The sequence below is a fragment of the Borreliella lanei genome (genome assembly GCF_014205895.1).
Lineage (GTDB): Bacteria > Spirochaetota > Spirochaetia > Borreliales > Borreliaceae > Borreliella > Borreliella lanei.
The window spans coordinates 193,529-213,300 of the sequence record NZ_JACHFC010000003.1; the positions used below are offsets into that span (position 1 = coordinate 193,529).

General features: G+C 27.1%; 13 protein-coding genes, 3 tRNA genes and 2 pseudogenes. 15 read left to right on the plus strand and 3 right to left on the minus strand.

All coding sequences use genetic code 11. The features are described from left to right. Positions 1-96: 96 nt before the first annotated feature. The 4 genes from prfA to HNQ06_RS04200 are packed head-to-tail and all read left to right on the plus strand — an operon-like array spanning position 97 to position 6,241. Positions 97-1,170 carry a peptide chain release factor 1 gene (prfA, locus tag HNQ06_RS04185; RefSeq protein WP_184107689.1) on the plus strand — a complete coding sequence of 358 codons (1,074 nt, stop codon included), beginning with the start codon at positions 97-99 and terminating at the stop codon, positions 1,168-1,170. Positions 1,171-1,172: 2 nt separating this feature from the next. Further along, positions 1,173-2,033: a peptide chain release factor N(5)-glutamine methyltransferase gene (prmC, locus tag HNQ06_RS04190; protein WP_184107690.1), complete on the plus strand. Its 861-nt coding sequence runs from the start codon at positions 1,173-1,175 to the stop codon at positions 2,031-2,033. Continuing rightward, positions 1,990-3,993 carry a guanosine-3',5'-bis(diphosphate) 3'-pyrophosphohydrolase gene (gene spoT, locus HNQ06_RS04195; protein ID WP_184107691.1) on the plus strand — a complete coding sequence of 668 codons (2,004 nt, stop codon included), beginning with the start codon at positions 1,990-1,992 and terminating at the stop codon, positions 3,991-3,993. The genes prmC and spoT overlap by 44 nt, the downstream gene beginning before the upstream one ends. Further along, entirely contained in the window at positions 3,983-6,241 is a 2,259-nt protein-coding gene (locus HNQ06_RS04200) for a hypothetical protein (protein WP_184107692.1), read from the plus strand. The genes spoT and HNQ06_RS04200 overlap by 11 nt, the downstream gene beginning before the upstream one ends. 12 nt (positions 6,242-6,253) lie before the next feature. On the opposite strand, the gene HNQ06_RS04205 is transcribed toward HNQ06_RS04200, so the two are convergent. Both HNQ06_RS04205 and HNQ06_RS04210 read right to left on the minus strand, forming a co-directional pair. Beyond that, positions 6,254-7,333, minus strand: coding sequence for a D-alanine--D-alanine ligase (locus HNQ06_RS04205; protein WP_184107693.1), 1,080 nt, complete (start codon positions 7,331-7,333; stop codon positions 6,254-6,256). 1 nt (position 7,334) lies between these two features. Continuing rightward, positions 7,335-8,861 carry a UDP-N-acetylmuramoyl-L-alanyl-D-glutamate--2,6-diaminopimelate ligase gene (locus HNQ06_RS04210; RefSeq protein ID WP_184107694.1) on the minus strand — a complete coding sequence of 509 codons (1,527 nt, stop codon included), beginning with the start codon at positions 8,859-8,861 and terminating at the stop codon, positions 7,335-7,337. Between the two features lie 114 nt (positions 8,862-8,975). Here HNQ06_RS04210 and HNQ06_RS04215 point away from each other — a divergent pair. From HNQ06_RS04215 to HNQ06_RS04245, 7 genes are all read left to right on the plus strand, one after another. Then, positions 8,976-9,048: transfer RNA gene (locus HNQ06_RS04215), tRNA-Cys, on the plus strand. Between the two features lie 84 nt (positions 9,049-9,132). Then, positions 9,133-10,371 carry a hemolysin family protein gene (locus HNQ06_RS04220; protein ID WP_184107695.1) on the plus strand — a complete coding sequence of 413 codons (1,239 nt, stop codon included), beginning with the start codon at positions 9,133-9,135 and terminating at the stop codon, positions 10,369-10,371. 45 nt (positions 10,372-10,416) lie between these two features. Next, complete coding sequence (hflK, locus tag HNQ06_RS04225; RefSeq protein WP_184107696.1) at positions 10,417-11,352, plus strand: FtsH protease activity modulator HflK; 936 nt, start codon at positions 10,417-10,419, stop codon at positions 11,350-11,352. Further along, positions 11,353-12,324 carry a protease modulator HflC gene (hflC, locus tag HNQ06_RS04230; RefSeq protein ID WP_184107697.1) on the plus strand — a complete coding sequence of 324 codons (972 nt, stop codon included), beginning with the start codon at positions 11,353-11,355 and terminating at the stop codon, positions 12,322-12,324. Positions 12,325-12,630: 306 nt separating this feature from the next. Further along, positions 12,631-12,703 (plus strand) — tRNA-Phe (locus tag HNQ06_RS04235). 22 nt (positions 12,704-12,725) lie between these two features. Then, positions 12,726-12,798 (plus strand) — tRNA-Phe (locus HNQ06_RS04240). Positions 12,799-12,826: 28 nt separating this feature from the next. Next, complete coding sequence (locus tag HNQ06_RS04245; RefSeq protein ID WP_184107698.1) at positions 12,827-14,377, plus strand: HD domain-containing phosphohydrolase; 1,551 nt, start codon at positions 12,827-12,829, stop codon at positions 14,375-14,377. Positions 14,378-14,380: 3 nt separating this feature from the next. Here HNQ06_RS04245 and rsmD read toward each other — a convergent pair whose 3' ends face one another. Further along, positions 14,381-14,950: a 16S rRNA (guanine(966)-N(2))-methyltransferase RsmD gene (gene rsmD / locus HNQ06_RS04250; RefSeq protein ID WP_184107699.1), complete on the minus strand. Its 570-nt coding sequence runs from the start codon at positions 14,948-14,950 to the stop codon at positions 14,381-14,383. Between the two features lie 53 nt (positions 14,951-15,003). Here rsmD and HNQ06_RS04255 point away from each other — a divergent pair, with 53 nt between their 5' ends. From HNQ06_RS04255 to HNQ06_RS04270, 4 genes and pseudogenes are all read left to right on the plus strand, one after another. Then, on the plus strand, positions 15,004-15,840 hold the full coding sequence (locus HNQ06_RS04255; RefSeq protein ID WP_184107700.1) for a UTP--glucose-1-phosphate uridylyltransferase: 837 nt from the start codon (positions 15,004-15,006) through the stop codon (positions 15,838-15,840). Next, positions 15,827-17,573 (plus strand): annotated as a pseudogene (locus HNQ06_RS04260) (BB_0208 family protein). The gene HNQ06_RS04255 and the pseudogene HNQ06_RS04260 overlap by 14 nt, the downstream one beginning before the upstream one ends. A gap of 26 nt (positions 17,574-17,599) precedes the next feature. After that, entirely contained in the window at positions 17,600-18,367 is a 768-nt protein-coding gene (locus tag HNQ06_RS04265; RefSeq protein ID WP_075551919.1) for a tetratricopeptide repeat protein, read from the plus strand. Then, positions 18,360-19,772, plus strand: a pseudogene (locus tag HNQ06_RS04270) (tetratricopeptide repeat protein); the annotation flags it as partial. The gene HNQ06_RS04265 and the pseudogene HNQ06_RS04270, both read left to right, overlap by 8 nt.

A 19,772-nucleotide genomic window follows, 5' to 3' on the forward strand; every position in this document is an offset into this window, starting at 1 on the left:
ACATAAAAATAGACATCCACACAAAACTTATTAAAAAGTCTAACAAAAAAATCTAAAATTAATATAAACTATTACTATCTTTCAGGAGAAATCATAATGCTTTTAGAAAAATTAAATTCAGCAACAAGTAAGATTAAATTGATAGAAGAAAAATTGCAAGATATAAATCTAATCAAAGATCAAAAAAAATATTCAAAAATAATAAAAGAATATACATATTTAGAAAAAATAAATACTAAAAAAATTGAATACGAAAAAATACTAAGTCAAATTAATAATAACAAAACCATCTTGGAAGAAGAAGAGCAACAAGAAATGAAAGAACTGATAAAACAAGAACTAATTGATCTGGACAAAAAAAAAGAAGATCTTGAACATCAAATAAAAATACTACTTTTGCCTCAAGATGAAAATGATAGCAAAAATATAATAATTGAAATTAGAGCTGGAACAGGTGGAGAAGAAGCTGCTCTTTTTGCAAACAATCTTTATAGCATGTATATAAAATACTCAGAGAAAAAAAAATGGAAAACAGAAATCATAAACTTCAATGAAACAGAACTTGGGGGATTTAAAGAAATAATCTTTGAAATTAAAGGAAAAGATGTATTTAAAAAATTAAAATACGAAAGTGGTGTTCACAGGGTGCAAAGAATTCCCATAACAGAGTCTAACGGAAGGCTTCAAACTTCGGCTGCCACTGTAGCAGTGCTACCTAATATTGAAGAGACTGAAATTGATATCAATGAAAAAGATTTAAGAATTGATGTTTACAGATCATCTGGAGCTGGTGGGCAACATGTCAATACAACTGATTCTGCAGTCAGAATAACGCACCTGCCAACAGGAATTGTTGTGCAGTGCCAAAACGAAAGAAGTCAGCATAAAAACAAAGATCAAGCAATGAAAATATTAAGAGCAAGGCTTTATGAATTTGAAGATTCAAAAAAACAAGAGCAAAGATCAAGCAATAGAAAGCAACAGGTCGGCTCAGGAGATAGATCTGAAAGAATTAGGACCTATAATTTCCCTCAAAATAGAATAACAGATCATAGAGCAAACATCACTCTTTATAAACTAGAAGAATTTATGCAAGGAGAACTTGATCCACTTCTTGACCCCTTGATGATAGAGCTTCAAGAACAAGAATTAAAAAGCAACAACATATAACAATGAATGTAAAAGAAGTTATAAATTATGCTAAAAGTAAAAATTTAAATGCAATAGAAGCGCTACTAATACTTGAATTAATTTTAAAAACCAGAAAAGAATTAATAATTGCAAATATAAAAAAAAGCTTAACAAAAAAAGAAAAAAAACTTTTTTTCGATCAAATAGATAAAATAGAAAAAGGAACCCCTATTCACTACATACTTCAAAAGAAAGAATTTATGGGGATTGAATTTAACTTAAACAAGCATGTATTAATTCCAAGGTTTGATACAGAATGTTTGGCTGAAGAAGCCTTAATTCAAATTAAACAAAACGGTTTTAAAAAAATATTAGACTTATGCTGCGGTAGTGGGTGCATAGGGCTTTCGATTGCCTATTACATGAGAAAAAAAGTAATACTCTCAGATATTTCAACAAAAGCTTTACAAATAGTTGAAAAAAATACAAAAAAGCTCAAACTTGAAAAATTTGTAGAAATAATTCACTCTAATTTGCTAAAATGTATAAAGGGAAAGCTTGATATAATTATTACAAATCCTCCTTATTTAAACAAAGAAGAATTAGAAATAAAAAATAAAATAGAAAAAGAACCCACAAAAGCTCTTTTGGGATTTGGAAAAGATGGGCTTAATATTTCTAGAAAAATATTAAGCCAAGCAAAAGAAAAGCTTAACCCAAATGGACTAATAATAATAGAATCAGCTCCTTGGCAAATAAAAAGATTGAAAGATTTTGCAATCAAAAAAGGATTTTCACATTTAAAAACAATTTACGATCTTGAAAAGAGAGCAAGGGCGCTGATATTGGGACAAAAAGATGATACAAGCATACGAGATTGCACACTTAATAAAGATAAATGATCTTGAAAAAGCTAGGAATATTTTTAAAAAAACTGTTGAGAATACTTACAAAGATGAATTTGAACGAAAAAGCATATTCAAAGCTCTAGAAATAGCAGAACAGCTCCACTATGGCCAATACAGAGAAAGTGGAGAGCCTTACATTATTCATCCAATAATGGTGTCATTATTTCTTGCCAAATTTCAACTAGACTTTAAAGCAACTATTGCTGGACTACTGCATGACGTACTTGAAGATACAAATATTGAAAAAGAAGAAATAGTAAAAGAATTTGACGAGGAAATTTTAAGCCTAATCGACGGCGTAACTAAAATTCACGATTTACATAATAAAACAAGAAGCATAAAAGAAGCTAATACTATCTCAAAAATGTTTTTTGCAATGACACATGACATTAGAATAATAATAATAAAGCTGGCAGACAAACTTCATAATATGACAACTCTCTCTTACTTGCCCAAAAACAGACAAGATAGGATTGCAAAAGATTGCCTTTCAACCTATGTTCCAATAGCAGAACGACTTGGAATATCATCTCTTAAAACATATCTTGAGGATCTTTCATTTAAGCATCTTTATCCTAAAGATTATAAAGAAATAAAAAATTTTTTATCTGAAACAAAAATAGAAAGAGAAAAAAAATTATACAAAGGCAAATTATCAATAGAAAAAGAACTTCAAAAAAGCGGAATTGAAGCAGAAATTACAGTAAGATCAAAGCACTTTTATTCAATATTTAGAAAAATGCAAACAAGAACAAACAAACTTACCCAAATTTTTGATACTCTAGGAATAAGAATAATTTGTAAAAAACAAAAAGAATGTTATGAGATATTAGAAATTGTTCACCGGGTGTGGAAACCAATCCCGGGAAGACTTAAAGACTATATTGCAAGCCCCAAAGAAAACAAATATCAATCACTACATACTACCGTAAGAATACCTGAGGATAACCAGCTTATTGAAATACAAATTCGAACAGAAGAAATGGACAGAATTGCTAATTATGGGGTTGCAGCCCACTGGATATATAAAGAACAAATTGCGCTTAAAGCTGATGATCTTTCATTTATAAACCGAATAAAAAAATGGCAACAAGAATCGGCCAACAAAAGTCAATATTCAATGAATGACATACACAAAGAGTTGCTAAATACATTCATATATGTTTACACCCCAGAAGGAGAAGTAGTAGAGCTTCCCTTTGGATCAAATTCAATTGATTTTGCATACATAATCCACACAGATATTGGAGACCAAGCTCTTTATGCAAAAATAAATGGAAAAATAAGCTCAATCACAAAGCCGCTTAAAAACGAACAAATTGTTGAAATATTCACATCAAAAGATTCAAAACCGGATGTAATATGGCTAAACAGCGTAAGAACAAAAAAAGCGCGATCAAAAATTAGATCATGGCTTAACAAAAATGACAACACAATTTTTGTAGATAACAATATTATTGCGTATCTTGTTGGAGCAAACAAAGAACAAAGAAAGCTTTTTAGCTTATTTAAATCTTATACCAAAACCAAAATAAAAAGAATTGTAATAGACCCTGAATGTAGCCCAACAACAGGTGAAGATATTATTGGAATAATACATAAAGACGAAATAATAGTGCACAATGAAAATTGTCAAAAGCTTAAATCCTATAAAAAAACTCAATTGATTGAAGTTGAGTGGGAAGCAACACCAACTAGAAAAGTGCACCACATTATTTTACTTTTAAAAGAACTTAAAGGAATATTTGGCTATCTTGAAAACATTTTCACACTCAATGACGTAAGACTTATTAGCGAAAAAATAGAAGACTGCGGAAATGGTCATGGAATAACAAATATAATAGTCTCATCAAATGCTAAAAATATAAAAAAAATTATTTCTGCTTTAAAAGAAAACCCAAATATCTTACAAATAATGCAAATAGAAGAAGATATTAAAAATTATGACAATTAATATATTGTTATTATTGCTTAGCTTAACAGGCACTACTATTGTGCCGAATAAAATGGAAAAAAATGTATTCAATTCAAGCAACAAAATTACAAACACAGAAACTGAAAAGAGCATAAAAACGCACATTAGGAAAATTCATCAACTAAATGAAAGACAAGAAAAAATAATAAACACTTTTAATTATATAAAAAAATATTTTAATACAAATGAAGTTAAATATATGGAATACTCTTTACAAGAAATTGGATTTATTGGGTATTCACAAAAAATAATACATTCTAAAATCAAAGGAAAAAGTGCAAATACTTATAATATAATTGTTCCAATTAAAATACTAAATGATTTAAAAAATAATTTAGCAATTGGAATTGCAATTGAGCTTTTAAACAAACTTAAAAATACTAATCCTGAAAACAACATAAATTTTTTTTTTGTTGAGGATGATTCTTTAGAACAAAATACAATAATTAGTAGCAGAATTTTACTTAGCAATAAGTATTTAGGGAAAAATACAAATACAATATACTTAATGTTAAACGAAAATAAAATAAAAAATAAAATTTACTTAGAAAATGAATCTTTCATAACAAATTCAAAAACAAATTTGGGATTTTTAAAAGCTATTATAAAAACCTTTGAAAAGAATAAACTTGATTTTAATACATCAAAAATAACTGAAAAAAAATCAAACAATTTATACAATCTATATCGTGATGAATCTATACCCTTTTTAATAATAAATAATAATTTAAACCCTATATTAGCTCGAAATAAAAATACTATTTTTGAAATTTACAAATCAATCGAAGAAGCCTTAACTAGTGAGTACAAAAGTAAAAATACCGATGAAACACACTATATTGTAATTGATACACCTTTTAAAAAATTAATAATTAATGAAATCGCTTTAATAGCATTAATCTATATTTGTTATAACTTAATTATAATTATCTTTATTAGAAAATTTAAAGAAGCCGGATTAGTTATGAAAAAAGTAAAAAATAATTACTACAAATTAGTAAGATTGTTTTTTACTTTATTTGTAAGCACTTACCTATCCTTATTGCTTACAAATAAAATATTTGCAGGCCATGAAAACACAACTGTTTACAGTATAACAAATCCCAAATATCTAATAACTTTTTTTGCAACTTTACTAATACATAATCTTTTGTCTCTTTTTACATATAATTTCACAATATATTTAAATTACAGACAACTTAAATACCTAGCAATATCAACCTCTATTATTGAACTAATAATATTAATGTTTATTAAAATAGAATTTATCCTAATAATTATCATAAAAAGCATTTTATTATTAATAAAACCAAATAAAAATACTATTATTCGAAAAATAGTGGTATTAATCATTTGGATAATCAATTTTGTATTAATAACATTAATACAAAATACTACATCAATCAAAAATACACTTACACTAAGCTATCTAATATCAATTTGTCTTTTCTCTACCATATTTATTAATATCTCAGAACATTTAAAATCCAAACTCCCAAAAATTAAACAAAATTTAAAAAAAGCTGAAAGACTTGGTCTTATAACTTTTTTTTTAATAACCACAATCATAATCTCTAGTAATATTGATAAAAAAGAGCATACAATACAAATAGAACAAACGGTTAGCTTTCCAGAAAAAATAAATAAAATAAAAATTGAATATCCAAAAGGCAAGAAACATCCTATTCAAATAATTTCAAATGACTTTAACCTAACTTTACAAGCAAACGAAAAAATATTAAAAACCAACATTGAAGCCGATGAAGAGCTAATGAATATTTATTTTAAAAAAATAGATATAGCAGAAAGAGCTGTTTATAGCATCGATTTGGTTACTCAAAAAATTGCAAATCAAATCGAACTGCATTTTAAAAACGCCTCTAAACTAATAATTTATCAAAGCAATACTCCTTATAAAATATTAGCTAATAAAATTATCTTCTCGCTTAAAAACATTAACTCTAAAAAAACAACAATTGCATTTACTCTTAAATCTCAAGATGACATAGCATATGAAGCATTTGCAAATCTTCATATTAAAAAAAATCAAGTTAAAATTTACAATAAAACTAATAATACAGAAGAAAAAAATATAAAAATAAATTACTCTTACAAAATAAAATATTCAGGAATATTGCCTAAAGCAGAAAAATATAAAAATCTTGAATACTTCAAACTAAAAGATGATAAAGAGATTGAAAATCTAAAAAATTTAAAATTAAATTAATCTAAATTACTCTTAAAAATTAATTATTTTTTTTCTATTAATGTAACTTTGAAAAGCATAATCGATTAAATTATCTACGAGGTCTTTAAAATGAAGACCATCATGACCACACATTTTAGCAAACATAGATATATCGGTAAATCCCGGAATAGTGTTTATTTCATTAAGATAAATTGTTCCTGATTTTTTTTCAACAAAAAAATCAACTCTTGCCATACCTCTAAGTTCTAGATTCTTATAAGCAAGAAAGGCATATTCTTTAATACTTAACAACTGATTTGTCTCAAGATGTGCGGGAATATTAAAAATAATAGAATTTCCAGGAATAACAGAATATTTAGCATCATAATCATAAAATATAAAATCTTGTACAACAACTTCCCCGGGAGAAAATATCTTCATCTTTTCATTCCCAATAATAGAACATTCGATCTCTCTAACCTCAATAAACTTCTCTATTACAATGGTAAGGTCATACTTTAAAGCCTCTTTAATAAAAGATTCAATCTGATTTTCACTGTAAGCTACATTTATTCCAATTGAAGAGCCTAATACTGCAGGCTTAACAATAACAGGATAGCCTAAAACCTCCTTTACATTTCTTTTTACTTCCTCTTTGTCTAAAAAATAATCATGTTGTCTAAATCCAATAAAGGGCACCAAAGGGATATCAAAACTTTTAAGCAAAAGTTTGCAAAAATACTTATTACTAGAAATAGCGCTCCCTATAATACCAGCACCAACACAAGGAATGTCCATAACTTTTAAAACTCCTTGAATAGCACCATCCTCACCGGTTCTTCCATGAATAACGGGAAAAACAACATCAATCTCAAGATTTTTGTTATTCGCAAAAATTCCAATACCCGGTAATAAACTAACAATGGGCAAATCATCTATATTAATAGGCCTTGGAGGATCAGAAACAGAATCTAATAAATACCAAATACCTGTACACTTAGCAATATAAACAGGATAAATATTATATTTATTGAGATCTAAAAGGGCCAAATAAATGCTATAAGCAGATTTGCAAGAAATTTCATGCTCAAAAGAAACGCCACCAAATATCAACATAAGATTTTTTTTCAAATCACTTCTCCTTTTCTGATTTTTCTAAACTTAAAATAGCATTTTTAACTACCTCTTGTTCATTCCAAAAAACTTCTCTATTTTTATAAATTATTGAACTTTCATGACCTTTACCCAAAACTACAACCAAATCTCCCGCCTTTGCAAGACTTATTGCTTTTTCAATAGCGTGCCTTCTATCAGGAATAAAAAATAAATCTTGATTTACAACTTTATTCACAATTCCTTTTGCAATGTCTTTAATTATGCACATACTATTCTCGCCCCTTGGATCTTCATCACAAAGTACTATTAAATCAGAATAAATATCTGAAATTTGTCCTTGCAAAAATCTTTTTTCAACATCTCTTTCCCCCGCAGAACCAAAAACAGAAATCAATCTATTGGTAGTAAATCTTTTAAAAATAGGAAAAAGTTTAGAAAAAGAACCAGGAGTATGAGCATAATCAATTATTACAGAAAAATTTTGCCCTAAATTAATACTATCCATACGCCCATCAAGACTTTTAATGTAAATAAGCTTGTCAACAATGTCTTGAATATCACTATTTAAAATTTGAGAAACTAAAATAAGAGCAGCCATTAAATTCTCAACATTAAAACTCCCCAGCAGATTAACATTAGCGGAATATTTAACCCCCTTGTGATAAAATTCAAACCTGGTAGAATCGGTTTTCTCATCAATAAAACTGACAAAAAAATCTGATTTACTACTTTTCAAGCTATAAGTAAAAGATTTTTTAACAGCATTCTTAAAATCAGAAGAATAAGGGTCATCAAGATTAATAACACCAAAACCAGTATCATCACTAACAGCCCGAAAAAGACCTAGCTTGACATTCAAATAATTTTGAATTGTACCATGAAATTCAAGATGCTCATGTCCAATATTGGTAAAAACAGCTGCAAAATAATTAACATCAATAAGCCTTGCTGTTTCAAGGTCAAGTCCATGGGAAGTAGATTCAAGAATTGCATATTGAGCTTTATTTTTAACCATATTGCTTAAAAATAAATGAATTTCTGTAGACTCAGGAGTTGATTGTCTGTAAGGATTTTTAATCAAGCTCCCACTCCCATCATCAAAAAATACCGTCGATATAAAGCCTACTTTAACACCCTTTTTTTTTAAGAGAAGATATATATAATAACAAACAGAACTTTTGCCGTCAGTACCAGTGACTCCAATAACTTTTAATTTTTTTGAAGGCTCATCATAAAAAATATTTGAAAAATTAGACATAAATTTTCTTATGTTAAAGGCATCTACCTTAATATAAGTAACATTAGGATTGTAAAAATCCACATCTTGTGAGCATACAACAACATTGCTGCCCTTTTGAATTGCGATTTCAATAAAATCATGCCCATCAAAATGAATTCCTGGAAGAGCAAAAAACACAAACCCGGGCAAAACCAATTTAGAACTATAAGTAACTCCTGAAATTTCTAAATCAAGAGAACCTTTTACGCATTTTATTAAATCTTGATCTAATTTTAATAAAACGTCATTAAGTTTTTTATTCATACATTAAAATTTTACATAAAACTAATAAAAATAGCTAAGAAATTCAAAATTATGCTTCAATAGAAAATATATTTACAATTTTCTATTTTTTTAATAAACTAAGCAATGTTACAAGGCGCTGTACCCAAGTGGCTAAGGGAGAAGTCTGCAAAACTTTGATTCGCCGGTTCGATTCCGGTCAGCGCCTTTTAAGGTCAAGTCAAAAATATTTTTATACTTAAAGGCATAATTTAAAGCATTTTTATTAAAGATAAATTAAAATAATACATATATGTTAGAATTAATCACAATACTACTATTTATAATATTATCTGCTATTTTCTCAGCATCTGAAACAGCTTACACTTCATTAAGCATAATTCAGATACAAGACATAAGAAAAAAAGGAAAATCAGGAATATCGGTGTACAATTTGGTTCAATCTCCTTCAAAATTAATTACTACTATTCTTATCGGCAACAATATATCAAATATTGCAGCAAGTACACTTACAGCAAAATTTGTACTTGAAAAGTATGGAAACAGCTCACTTGCAATATCAACAGGACTAATAACAATAATCGTTCTAATTTTTGCAGAAATACTTCCAAAACAAATTGCAATTCTAAATAATGAAATAATTGCTCTATCTACCTCATTTTTTTTAAAACCATTAATTTTTATATTTACTCCACTAATATACATAATAAACAAAATAATAAAAAAAATATTAAATCTCTTTAAAGTTAAGGCCAGTTACCAAATGACTAAAGAGAGCATAAAAAATATGCTCTCTTTAGCAGGAAGTTTAGGAATTTTAAAAAACGACTCTAGAATATTTATGCAAAAAATGTTAGACATAGATCAAGTAAGAGCTTCTGAGATCATGACTCATAGAACAGAAGTTTTTTCACTCTCAAGCTCATCAAAGCTAAAAGATGTAATCAAATTGATCAAAGAAGAAGGATACTCTAGAATTCCTATATACAAAAGACAAAGTAGAGAACAGATAATTGGAATTTTAATAGCTAAAGACCTCATAGAAGTCAATAAAAAAGACATGAATAAAAACGTTTCTCAATTTATTAAACCGGCTGTATTTGTACAACAAAACAAAAGAATAAAAGACATACTAGATATTATGAGAAAAAAACAAAAAATAATGGCAATCGTAATTGACGAGTATGGCGGTTTTTCAGGAATACTTACAATAGAAGACATAGTAGAAAAAATTTTTGGAGCAATATCTGACGAATACGACATAAAAGAGGAAAAACCTCTGATTACCCAAATCAACGAAAATACTTACTCAATACTTGGAGAAACCACCTTTGACGAGATTGAAGAGGCAATTGGGATATCTATAAAACACAAAGAATATACAAATACAATTGGAGGATACTTAATAGATCTACTTGACAAAATACCAACAAAAGACGAAACCGTAAAAACAAATGATGGAGAATATTTTATTAAGGAAATTCAGAATAATAAAATCGAAACAATAACTTTTATCAAATCCAAAAAGTAGTGATAAATTTCGCTTACTAATAATTTAAAACATTAGGAGAAGCAAATGTTTGACATAAAAAAAATTTTTAATAAAACTTACGAATATTTAATAATTATTATTACCTTAATACTAATATCAATAATAGTTATTGCAAACATATTCATAGTAGGGCCATCAGAAGAAGCAATTGTACTTCGTCTTGGCAAGCTTAACAGAACTCTTGATTCAGGGATACATGTGAAAATTCCATTAATTGAAGAAAAATTTATTGTACCCGTAAAAATAGTCCAAGAAATTAAATTTGGATTTCTAATATCTCCAAACGATATTAGAGAAAATAATAATGCAAGCGACGAAAGTATGATTATTACCGGAGATTTAAATATCATAAACATTGAATGGCTAGTACAATACAAAATAAGAGACCCTTACTCATTCAAGTTTAAAGTAGAAGATCCCGAGACAACAATTAAAGATATTGCAAAGTCATCAATGAATAGATTGATTGGGGATAATACTATTTTTGAAATAATAAATGACAACAGAGTGGGAGTAACAGAAGGTGTAAAATCTTCTATGAATGAAATAATAGATAATTATAATTTAGGCATTGATGTAGTGCAAGTACAAATTAGAAATGCCCTACCCCCAAAAGGAAAAGTTTATGAGGCTTTTGAAGATGTAAACATTGCCATTCAAGACAAAAATAAATACATAAACGAAGGAAAAAGAGAATTTAATCAAATAGTTCCCAAAATTAAAGGTGAAGCATTAAAGGTTATTGAAGAAGCAAGGGGATACAAAGAAAGCAGAATAAACAATGCATTAGCAGATACAGAAATTTTTAATGCCATACTAGACGCTTACTTGAAAAATCCCGATATTACAAAAGAAAGGCTTTACAATGAAACCATGAAAGAAATACTTGAAAACAAAGATAACATTGAGTTAATTGACAAAAACTTCAAAAATTTTCTACCATTTAAAGAGGTAAAATAAATGAAATTTATAATAAATCTTTTATTATCTGCTGCAAAAATTATAACCTTTACAGTAATAGTTTGCTTAGCTATTTTGTCTATTTTTCAACCAATTTATATTTTGAAAGAAAATGAAATTTCAATAACCACTCGACTTGGAAAAATTCAAAGAACTGAAAATTTAGCTGGACTTAAATATAAAATCCCATTAATTGAAAATGTACAAATATTTCCCAAAATCATTCTCAGATGGGATGGAGAACCTCAAAGAATCCCAACAGGAGGGGAAGAAAAGCAATTAATATGGATTGATACAACTGCTAGATGGAAGATTGCAGACATAAATAAATTTTATACAACAATAAAAACAATGAGTAGAGCTTACATTAGAATTGATGCAGCAATTGAACCTGCCGTTAGAGGTGTTATTGCAAAATATCCTTTGCTTGAAATTATAAGAAGCTCAAACGATCCTATTCAACGTTTGTCCAATGGAATACTCACTCCACAAGAAACAAAAATTAATGGTATTTATAAAATAACAAAAGGAAGAAAGATAATCGAAAAAGAAATAATTCGTATAGCAAACAACAATACCAAAGATATTGGAATTGAAATTGTAGACGTACTAATAAGAAAAGTTACTTATGATCCAAGTCTTATTGAATCTGTAAACAATAGAATGATTTCAGAAAGACAACAAATCGCAGAAGAACAAAGAAGCATGGGATTAGCTGAAAAAACAGAAATTCTTGGAAGCATAGAAAAAGAAAAGCTGAAAATATTAAGCGAAGCAAAAGCCACTGCTGCAAAAATAAAAGCTGAAGGAGATCGAGAAGCCGCAAAAATTTATTCAAATGCATACGGCAAAAATATTGAATTTTACAAATTCTGGCAAGCATTAGAAAGCTATAAAGCAGTATTAAAAGATAAAAGAAAAATTTTCTCAACAGATATGGATTTCTTTCAATATCTTCACAAAAGAAATTGAAAGTTTATTAGTATAAATTTTTCTTTAAATGTCTGTAAAACACAAATTCTAAAATTCTGTTACTATAAATTAAATAGTAATGCAAATCTTTATTTAAATTTTAAAAAATAAAAAACCATTTTAAAAAATACCCAAAAATATATTACTGCACACCTTAAAAAATTAATTAAATTTTTATAATTGTCCATTTTAAAACCTAAAAGCTGGCTATAAATCATTTTTTTAGTACTACACCAAAAGCTAAAATTTAAAAAGAGTTGACAAACATATATACTTATGAAAAAATTAAGATACTAGAATAAAAATGCTGCTGTAGCTCAGTTGGTAGAGCATAGGACTGAAAATCCTTGTGTCAGGAGTTCGATTCTCCTCGGCAGCATACATTTATTTAAATTACAATTGTCGCTGTAGCTCAGTTGGTAGAGCATAGGACTGAAAATCCTTGTGTCAGGAGTTCGATTCTCCTCGGCGACATTTATTTAAAGATTAAAAGGATCTCAAAGTGATACTTAAAAAAATAAAGCAAATAAAAGATCTAAACGAACAAGACATAATTTTTTCAAGAATAGGAAACTTATCAAAACTTGGCACAAGAGTAAACGAAAAAATCATTAAAATACTTTCTAAGGGTAATACACCGTACATTCCTGTACTTAAAAAAGAAGAAGATGAATCATATGAAAACCTAATAAAAAAAATAAATGAAGAAATTTTAAATGATGATCTTAACTATTTAAGAGAAAAGTTAATAGACAATCTAAAAGACATATATAAGCCCTTCAAGGAAGATGACCCAATATTTATTACCAAGGGTAAAAAACCGCTCATGAAAATAAATACATTAATGGAGGCTGAGCCTAATCAAATTTATTGGAAAGAAATATTGGAAGGAAGCTTTAAAATACTTCCAAGACATAAAATAACATCTTTGCAAAAAATTTTATTAGAAATATACCATTATTTTGATGTTCAAAAGCTTAGGACAAAAGAAAACCTTAAAGATAAAAAAACTTTAAAAAAATTATATTTATATTCTGCTAGAAGAGACTATGAATTTTTTAAAGGAAAAGTTAAAACAGAGGGCGATTCAATACTACTACATTCAGTCGACACAACAATTTACTTTTTAATTACAATTGCAAATTTAAACAAAATAAGGTCTTTGAAAAATGCACCTCGTTCAACTATTAAATTTTTTCTTGATAAAACTGAATATACCGAATTTACAGAATTTTTTTATGCAGAAGACATGATACTACAAGCCGCACTTGGATCGTTGCTACACTCAATAGGATTAATGCATGTAACAATATTAGAAAATATCGGGAACAAAATAAGCCTTAAAGACAAAAATTCAAAAGAACAGCATAAATTAAAAATAGAACACTTGGAAAAAAATATTAATATTGCTAAAAATTTGTTTAGAATAAGGGAAGATATTTCAGCTATTACAAAAATGATAATCAATGGGCAAAAAGACTACCTTGATTCTACTGGACATCCACAGCTAAAAATCAACAAATTTATTCATGAACTTATTAGAATTTTCTGCATAGTAGATACTTACGATGAATTGGTAAATCCAATAATAATAAAAGAAAGCGCTAACCCTTTAGAGGCTATTAAATTCCTAATAGAAAATAGTGGAAAATACTACTGGAGCAGAAAAGAGCCAAACGAGCAAACAAAAAACAAAAAATTTGACATTAAGATGCTAGAAAATTTTTTAACAATACTTGCACCTTTTGATTATGGTCAAATAGTAGATGTAAACAAAAAAAATAATAACGAAAATCTTTTTCAAGCTGCTGTTATTGAATACAAAATGGGCATTATGCCAAATCTATCTATAATAAATAAAAAAAACCAAACTTATAAAATAGGAGAAATAATAATGGATCTTGAAAATAAGGAAATTTTAATAAAAGATGCAAATGGAAATTACAAAAAAAATCCATTAAAAAATGTGGATGATTTTTTAATAAAAAACAGCATTTCAGAATTAAGTAAAAATGACATTCAACTAATTCTCTTTAGCTATGAAAAAAAATAAATACTACAATATTCTCAAGAAAATAAGTTTTGATCCCCCATATCTTTTTAAATTATAAACTGAAAATTTTGATGTATTTATCTTTAAATCTTCACTGGAAGGATAATGCATAATGATATTAACTTTATCATTTAAAATTTTACCTTTTAAAATAATCTCAAGCAAATTAATCTTATTTTTATAATTAAAAGGGGGATCAAGATAAATAAAATCATAAAAAAGATCTTTTTTCCCCAAAAAATCCTCTGCTTTTTGAAAAAAGAATTTATAAAATTCCTCAACAAAACTAAAATTTTTAACTAATGTAATTTTAATTTTTCTATTACATTCAACAAGATGGGCAAGACTAGCCCCCCTGCTAAGAGCTTCAATAGACATTATACCAGTACCTGCAAAAACATCCAAAAATTTTGAATTAACAATATCCTTGAAAATAATAGAAAAAAAGGCTTCTCTAACAAGAGACATCACAGGACGAACAACGCCATTCTTAGGAAACAAAATTTTTTTACCTTTATATTTGCCCGAACTTACATACATAAATAAAAATTCTAAAACAATTTTAAAAAACAATGAATATATAAAATTAAATTTTTGCTATAATCTTATTTCAAGAGAGAAAAAATATGAAAGGCATTATTCTAGCAGCTGGATATGGAACAAGATTTTTACCAATAACAAAAACAATTCCCAAAGAAATGCTACCAATTTTAAACAAACCAGCCATAGATTATATTATTCAAGAATTTATTGATTCAGGAATAAAAGACATTTTATTAATAAGCTCAAGACGAAAAAAAGTTCTTGAAGATTATTTTGACAGAGAAATTGAACTTGAAAATATTTTTTTAAAAGAAAATAAAAAAGATGAATTAGAAAAGATTAAAAACAAAAAAATTAACATAAGCTTCATAAGGCAAAAAGAAATGCTGGGCACAGGAAATGCGCTACTTTATGCAAAACCCTGGATAAATAGAGAACCTGTAATTGTGGCCTACCCTGATGACCTTTACATTGGAAATCCACCATTAAGCTTGCAATTGATCGAACTTTATGAAAAAACTGGAAAGAACATAATATCTATCATTGAAAACCCAGAAAATATAAACAGATATGGAGTAATAGATCTCTACAAAGACGAAATCCATGTAAAAAACATTATTGAAAAACCAAAAGTTGGAAGCGAGCCTAGCAATAAAGCATCTATTGGAAGATTTTTGTACAATTATGAGTTTTTTGAATATTTGGAAGAAGGATTCAAGCTACATCAAAAAGGTGAATACTATCACATTTATGCTTTAAAAAAGCTAATGGATCAAAAAAAAGTATTATATAAAAACATTAAAGGGAAAAGAATTGACATAGGAACTCTTGAAGGTTATTTAGAGGCAATAATAAATTCTGCAAAAAAAGATAAAAATTTAATGGAAATTATAAAAAAAGGAATAAATGAAAACGATTAAAAAGGATTCAGAATTTTATGATTCCCTTACCACATTAAAAAAGTATATAAACAAATATATAGAAGAAAAAGTTTTAAAATATAGTATTTCTTCCCAGCTTTACAAATTAGAAAAGCCTGAAATAATTGAACTTATAAAAATTAGCAATGATTACGAAAAAGAAAAAAATGTATTTAACACTTCACTTGAAGAATACTACTACAAAAAAACTCAAAATGAAGCAATTAAAAAATGGATATTAGAAATAGTAAGAAGGAAAAACTTTACTCAAATAAACAAAGAAACCAATCTCAACACCAAAAAACTAGGAACAACATATAAACTAAAATCTAGCAACTTTTTAAAACTAATTGAAATACAAAATAACCCTTATTATTCTCAAGAAAAAAAAGACATTTACAAGCAAATTATATTAAATTTTTCTAGCAATATTAATATTGACAACCTAGAACAAACAATAGACATTCTGGTGGCTGTAAGAAACAAAAATAAAATTAAAATATTAAATATATTAAATAAAAATTTACAATATCAACCAGAAAATCAAAAAGTTTTTAAATCAAGCTTAACTAATAAAGAAAGCAGATTAATAAAATTAAAAAGAATGTTAATACTTACACATTGGCCGGTTGGGTGTTTAAGTAAAAACATTTTTATTAAAATTTTAATAAAACATTACAAATACTTGGAAGAAGAAATTCTAGCGCTAAAATACAATGAAATTTTAAACTACTTACGCGCACTAAAAACTTTAAGTCTTAATGAAATTTTTTATAAAGGTTCGAGTAAAAATATTAACTTTAATTATTTTTTTAGCGATTTTACACAATACGCTCCAAAAGATTTCCAAGACACATTAAAGTGTTATTTATATGTAATTGAAAAAACAATAACAAAAAAATATTTAACTTGGTTTTTCAAAGACAAAATATCTAATAATTGGGAATCTTTCATAGATGCACTTGAATACATTGAAAAACACAAATTAATCAACATAAAAGAAAAAATAAAAGAAATTATAACTGCAAAATTTCAAACAGAAGACTTTTTTATATCTTTTGATAAAACAAATTTCAACCCCTACGAAAGCTCAATCTTTAAAGAAAGATACATTAAAAGTGCATTTTTAGAAAGTATTATGAATTATGTCAAAAAAAATTCTCAGAATATAGAAACTTATGGATGGATTGCATTCTACATCTATGCTGATAAAAAGGATAAAAAAATTTTTTGCCAACACATGAAAGAATTTTTCAAATCTAAAACCTTTGAAATACAAAATCAAATATTTGTATATTTTCTATCTTTTTACCCAAATATTGAATATAAGCATTTCAAATTTATATCAGACATACTGCTCTACCTTGACGAAAATAAAATTACAATACCTAAAAAAATAATAAAAATACAAAAAATAAATCCCAACCAACTAGATTACCAAAAATCATATCTTTTAATAAAATCACTAAAAACAAGATCAAGGATTTTAAAAATTATTCTCAAAAATATAAGATTTAATCTTATTGAAAAACTGGAAGATGAAAATGAAAAAAAATTATTACCTGCAATATGCTATTTAATATATTGTGAGAATCTGGTAGAATTAAAAGACAATAGAAAGATAAAATCTAATGAAAAAAATAGTTTATTAGAATTTATTTCTTTTTTCAAAACAAAATTGAAGCAAAAAATAAATTTTAAAAAAAGAGCTTATGAAATCTAAAGGCATTTAATCTAAATTAAGTATAATGGGAAAAGAATGAGGATTTATTTATTTTTAAATAAAAATTGCAAGATTTTTATTTTATTTCTAATTTTAATATTTAATTCAAAATTGGCATATTCTCAAAGGCTAATTAGAATTGGCAAAGAAGAGATGAAAAACAAAAATTACATTCAAGCAATCGAAACACTAAGCGATGCCATTAAAAAATACCCAAAAGTACAACTTGGCTATTACTTTCTATCAATAGCATACAGAGAAAATAATCAACTAACAGAAGCAGAAGGAGCATTGCTTGATGGAATTGCAGTAGGAGGTGAAATCGATTACATACTATATTATGAACTAGGCAACATAATGTTTAACAGAGGAGAAGGTTACTATCCCTTAGCAATAAAATATTATTCTAATTCTATTAAAAGTAGACCTAATTATGACAGCGCACTACTAAACAGAGCTAATGCCTATGTTCAACAGGGCAAAATAACATCTAAAGAAAAAGAATACCAAAAGGCCTGGGACTCTTATACTATGGCTATCCATGACTACTCGCAATTTATTACCCTTAGATCAAAAACAGAAAAAAAAGACAGCATTTTACTTATAATAAGTTATTTAAGAAATGAAAAAATTAATCTTGAAAAACTTGACAAAAGTTTAAAGGGAAGAACCGAACATATTGTATACGCAAAAGAAGACAAAAATCAAATACTTAAAGATAGTTTTAAAGACAACCTAGAAACAAATTCTTTAATTGAGCTAGAAAAACTTAATTGGCAAGAGGAGTTATACATAGATGAATAAAAAACATACAAATTTTTCGGTATTATTGCTTTTAATTTTCTTACTTATCTTATCATTTGGAGGCTTTGGTTACTATATATATCAAAGCAAATTAAATGACAAAAATCGAGAAATAATGCTAAACGAAGTTAAAAATAGTGTAATAGATCGAAACTATAAAAAAGCATATTCTGTTGCAAAACTTCTGCAAGATAAATACCCTCAAAATGAAGACATTGCAATGCTTACAAATACACTAGCAGAAATTGCCAACAGCAGTCCTTTTGAATCAAACGACTTACAAAGAGATTCTGCTAATCAAATCCTAGACAAGATCAAAGGTCAAGACAATGAAAAAACAAATATAAACGAAAATTTTGACATAGCATTTAATAATAGATACATCAAAGACAATGCAATAACAGAAAACTACTCTGACAGAAACGATGATGTTGGCATTGAAGATGAAGACATATCTGAATTTAAAAAAAGCAAAATACCAGAAAAAATACAACCAAATACAAACCCAAAAGAAGAAGACCAAACAATACAATCTCCAAATCCTAAATTAAGTGTTAATGAACAAAAAAATTTATTTAATTTGGAAAAACTAAAAAAAAAATTAAGTGAAAAATCAAATAGTGAAAATATTTTAAACAACTCTCAAAAAATAGAAAATGGCAAGCAAAACACAAATTTATCCAAAGAAAAAAATTCAGAGCACATTTTAAAAACTCCAGAAAACAATAAATATCCAAACAATAATGATGCTACATCTTTAAAAAAAATTCCTTTAAATTCCCAAAAAGAAAGTGAACTTTCTCCACCCAGTCAAACAATAATAGGGAAAATTCATAGGCCATATAGTTACTTAATAAAAAAAGAGCTCTATGAAATATTAGACGATATTAATACCGGGAGAGTCACACTTGGAAAAAACAGATTAAAAGAATTAATTAAAAAAGGCCTAAGCAATAAATTTCAAAAAGTAAATGAGTTGATTGAAAATTTAAAAAATAAAGAAGCCTCAAATTTACTTTTAACCTTAATAAAAAAAGATATTGAACCAAATCTAATTAATATACCAAAAGATCCTTACAAAAAAGAAATTTTTCAATTAAATAAAGAAGACAAGAAGCCCCAGCACTTAGAGGACCTTAAATCTAAGGTTTATTCAATAAAGCCTATTGATCTTGAAAACTCAAAAACACGTCAACAAGCCATTAAAGATCTAAACGAATTCTTGAAAAACAATCCCAATGACGCCCACGCCTCTAAAACTTTAGCTCAAGCTTATAAAATGCAGCAACTAGAGGATCTTAAATCTAAGGTTTATTCAATAAAGCCTATTGATCTTGAAAACTCAAAAACACGTCAACAAGCCATTAAAGATCTAAACGAATTCTTGAAAAACAATCCCAATGAC

Bases quoted from the DNA above. Each gene is read 5' to 3' on its own strand.
- prfA (WP_184107689.1), top strand. From the start codon at position 97: ATGCTTTTAGAAAAATTAAATTCAGCAACAAGTAAGATTAAATTGATA.
- prmC (WP_184107690.1), top strand. From the start codon at position 1,173: ATGAATGTAAAAGAAGTTATAAATTATGCTAAAAGTAAAAATTTAAAT.
- spoT (WP_184107691.1), top strand. From the start codon at position 1,990: ATGATACAAGCATACGAGATTGCACACTTAATAAAGATAAATGATCTT.
- HNQ06_RS04200 (WP_184107692.1), top strand. From the start codon at position 3,983: ATGACAATTAATATATTGTTATTATTGCTTAGCTTAACAGGCACTACT.
- HNQ06_RS04210 (WP_184107694.1), bottom strand. From the start codon at position 8,861: ATGAATAAAAAACTTAATGACGTTTTATTAAAATTAGATCAAGATTTA.
- HNQ06_RS04220 (WP_184107695.1), top strand. From the start codon at position 9,133: ATGTTAGAATTAATCACAATACTACTATTTATAATATTATCTGCTATT.
- hflK (WP_184107696.1), top strand. From the start codon at position 10,417: ATGTTTGACATAAAAAAAATTTTTAATAAAACTTACGAATATTTAATA.
- hflC (WP_184107697.1), top strand. From the start codon at position 11,353: ATGAAATTTATAATAAATCTTTTATTATCTGCTGCAAAAATTATAACC.
- HNQ06_RS04255 (WP_184107700.1), top strand. From the start codon at position 15,004: ATGAAAGGCATTATTCTAGCAGCTGGATATGGAACAAGATTTTTACCA.
- HNQ06_RS04265 (WP_075551919.1), top strand. From the start codon at position 17,600: ATGAGGATTTATTTATTTTTAAATAAAAATTGCAAGATTTTTATTTTA.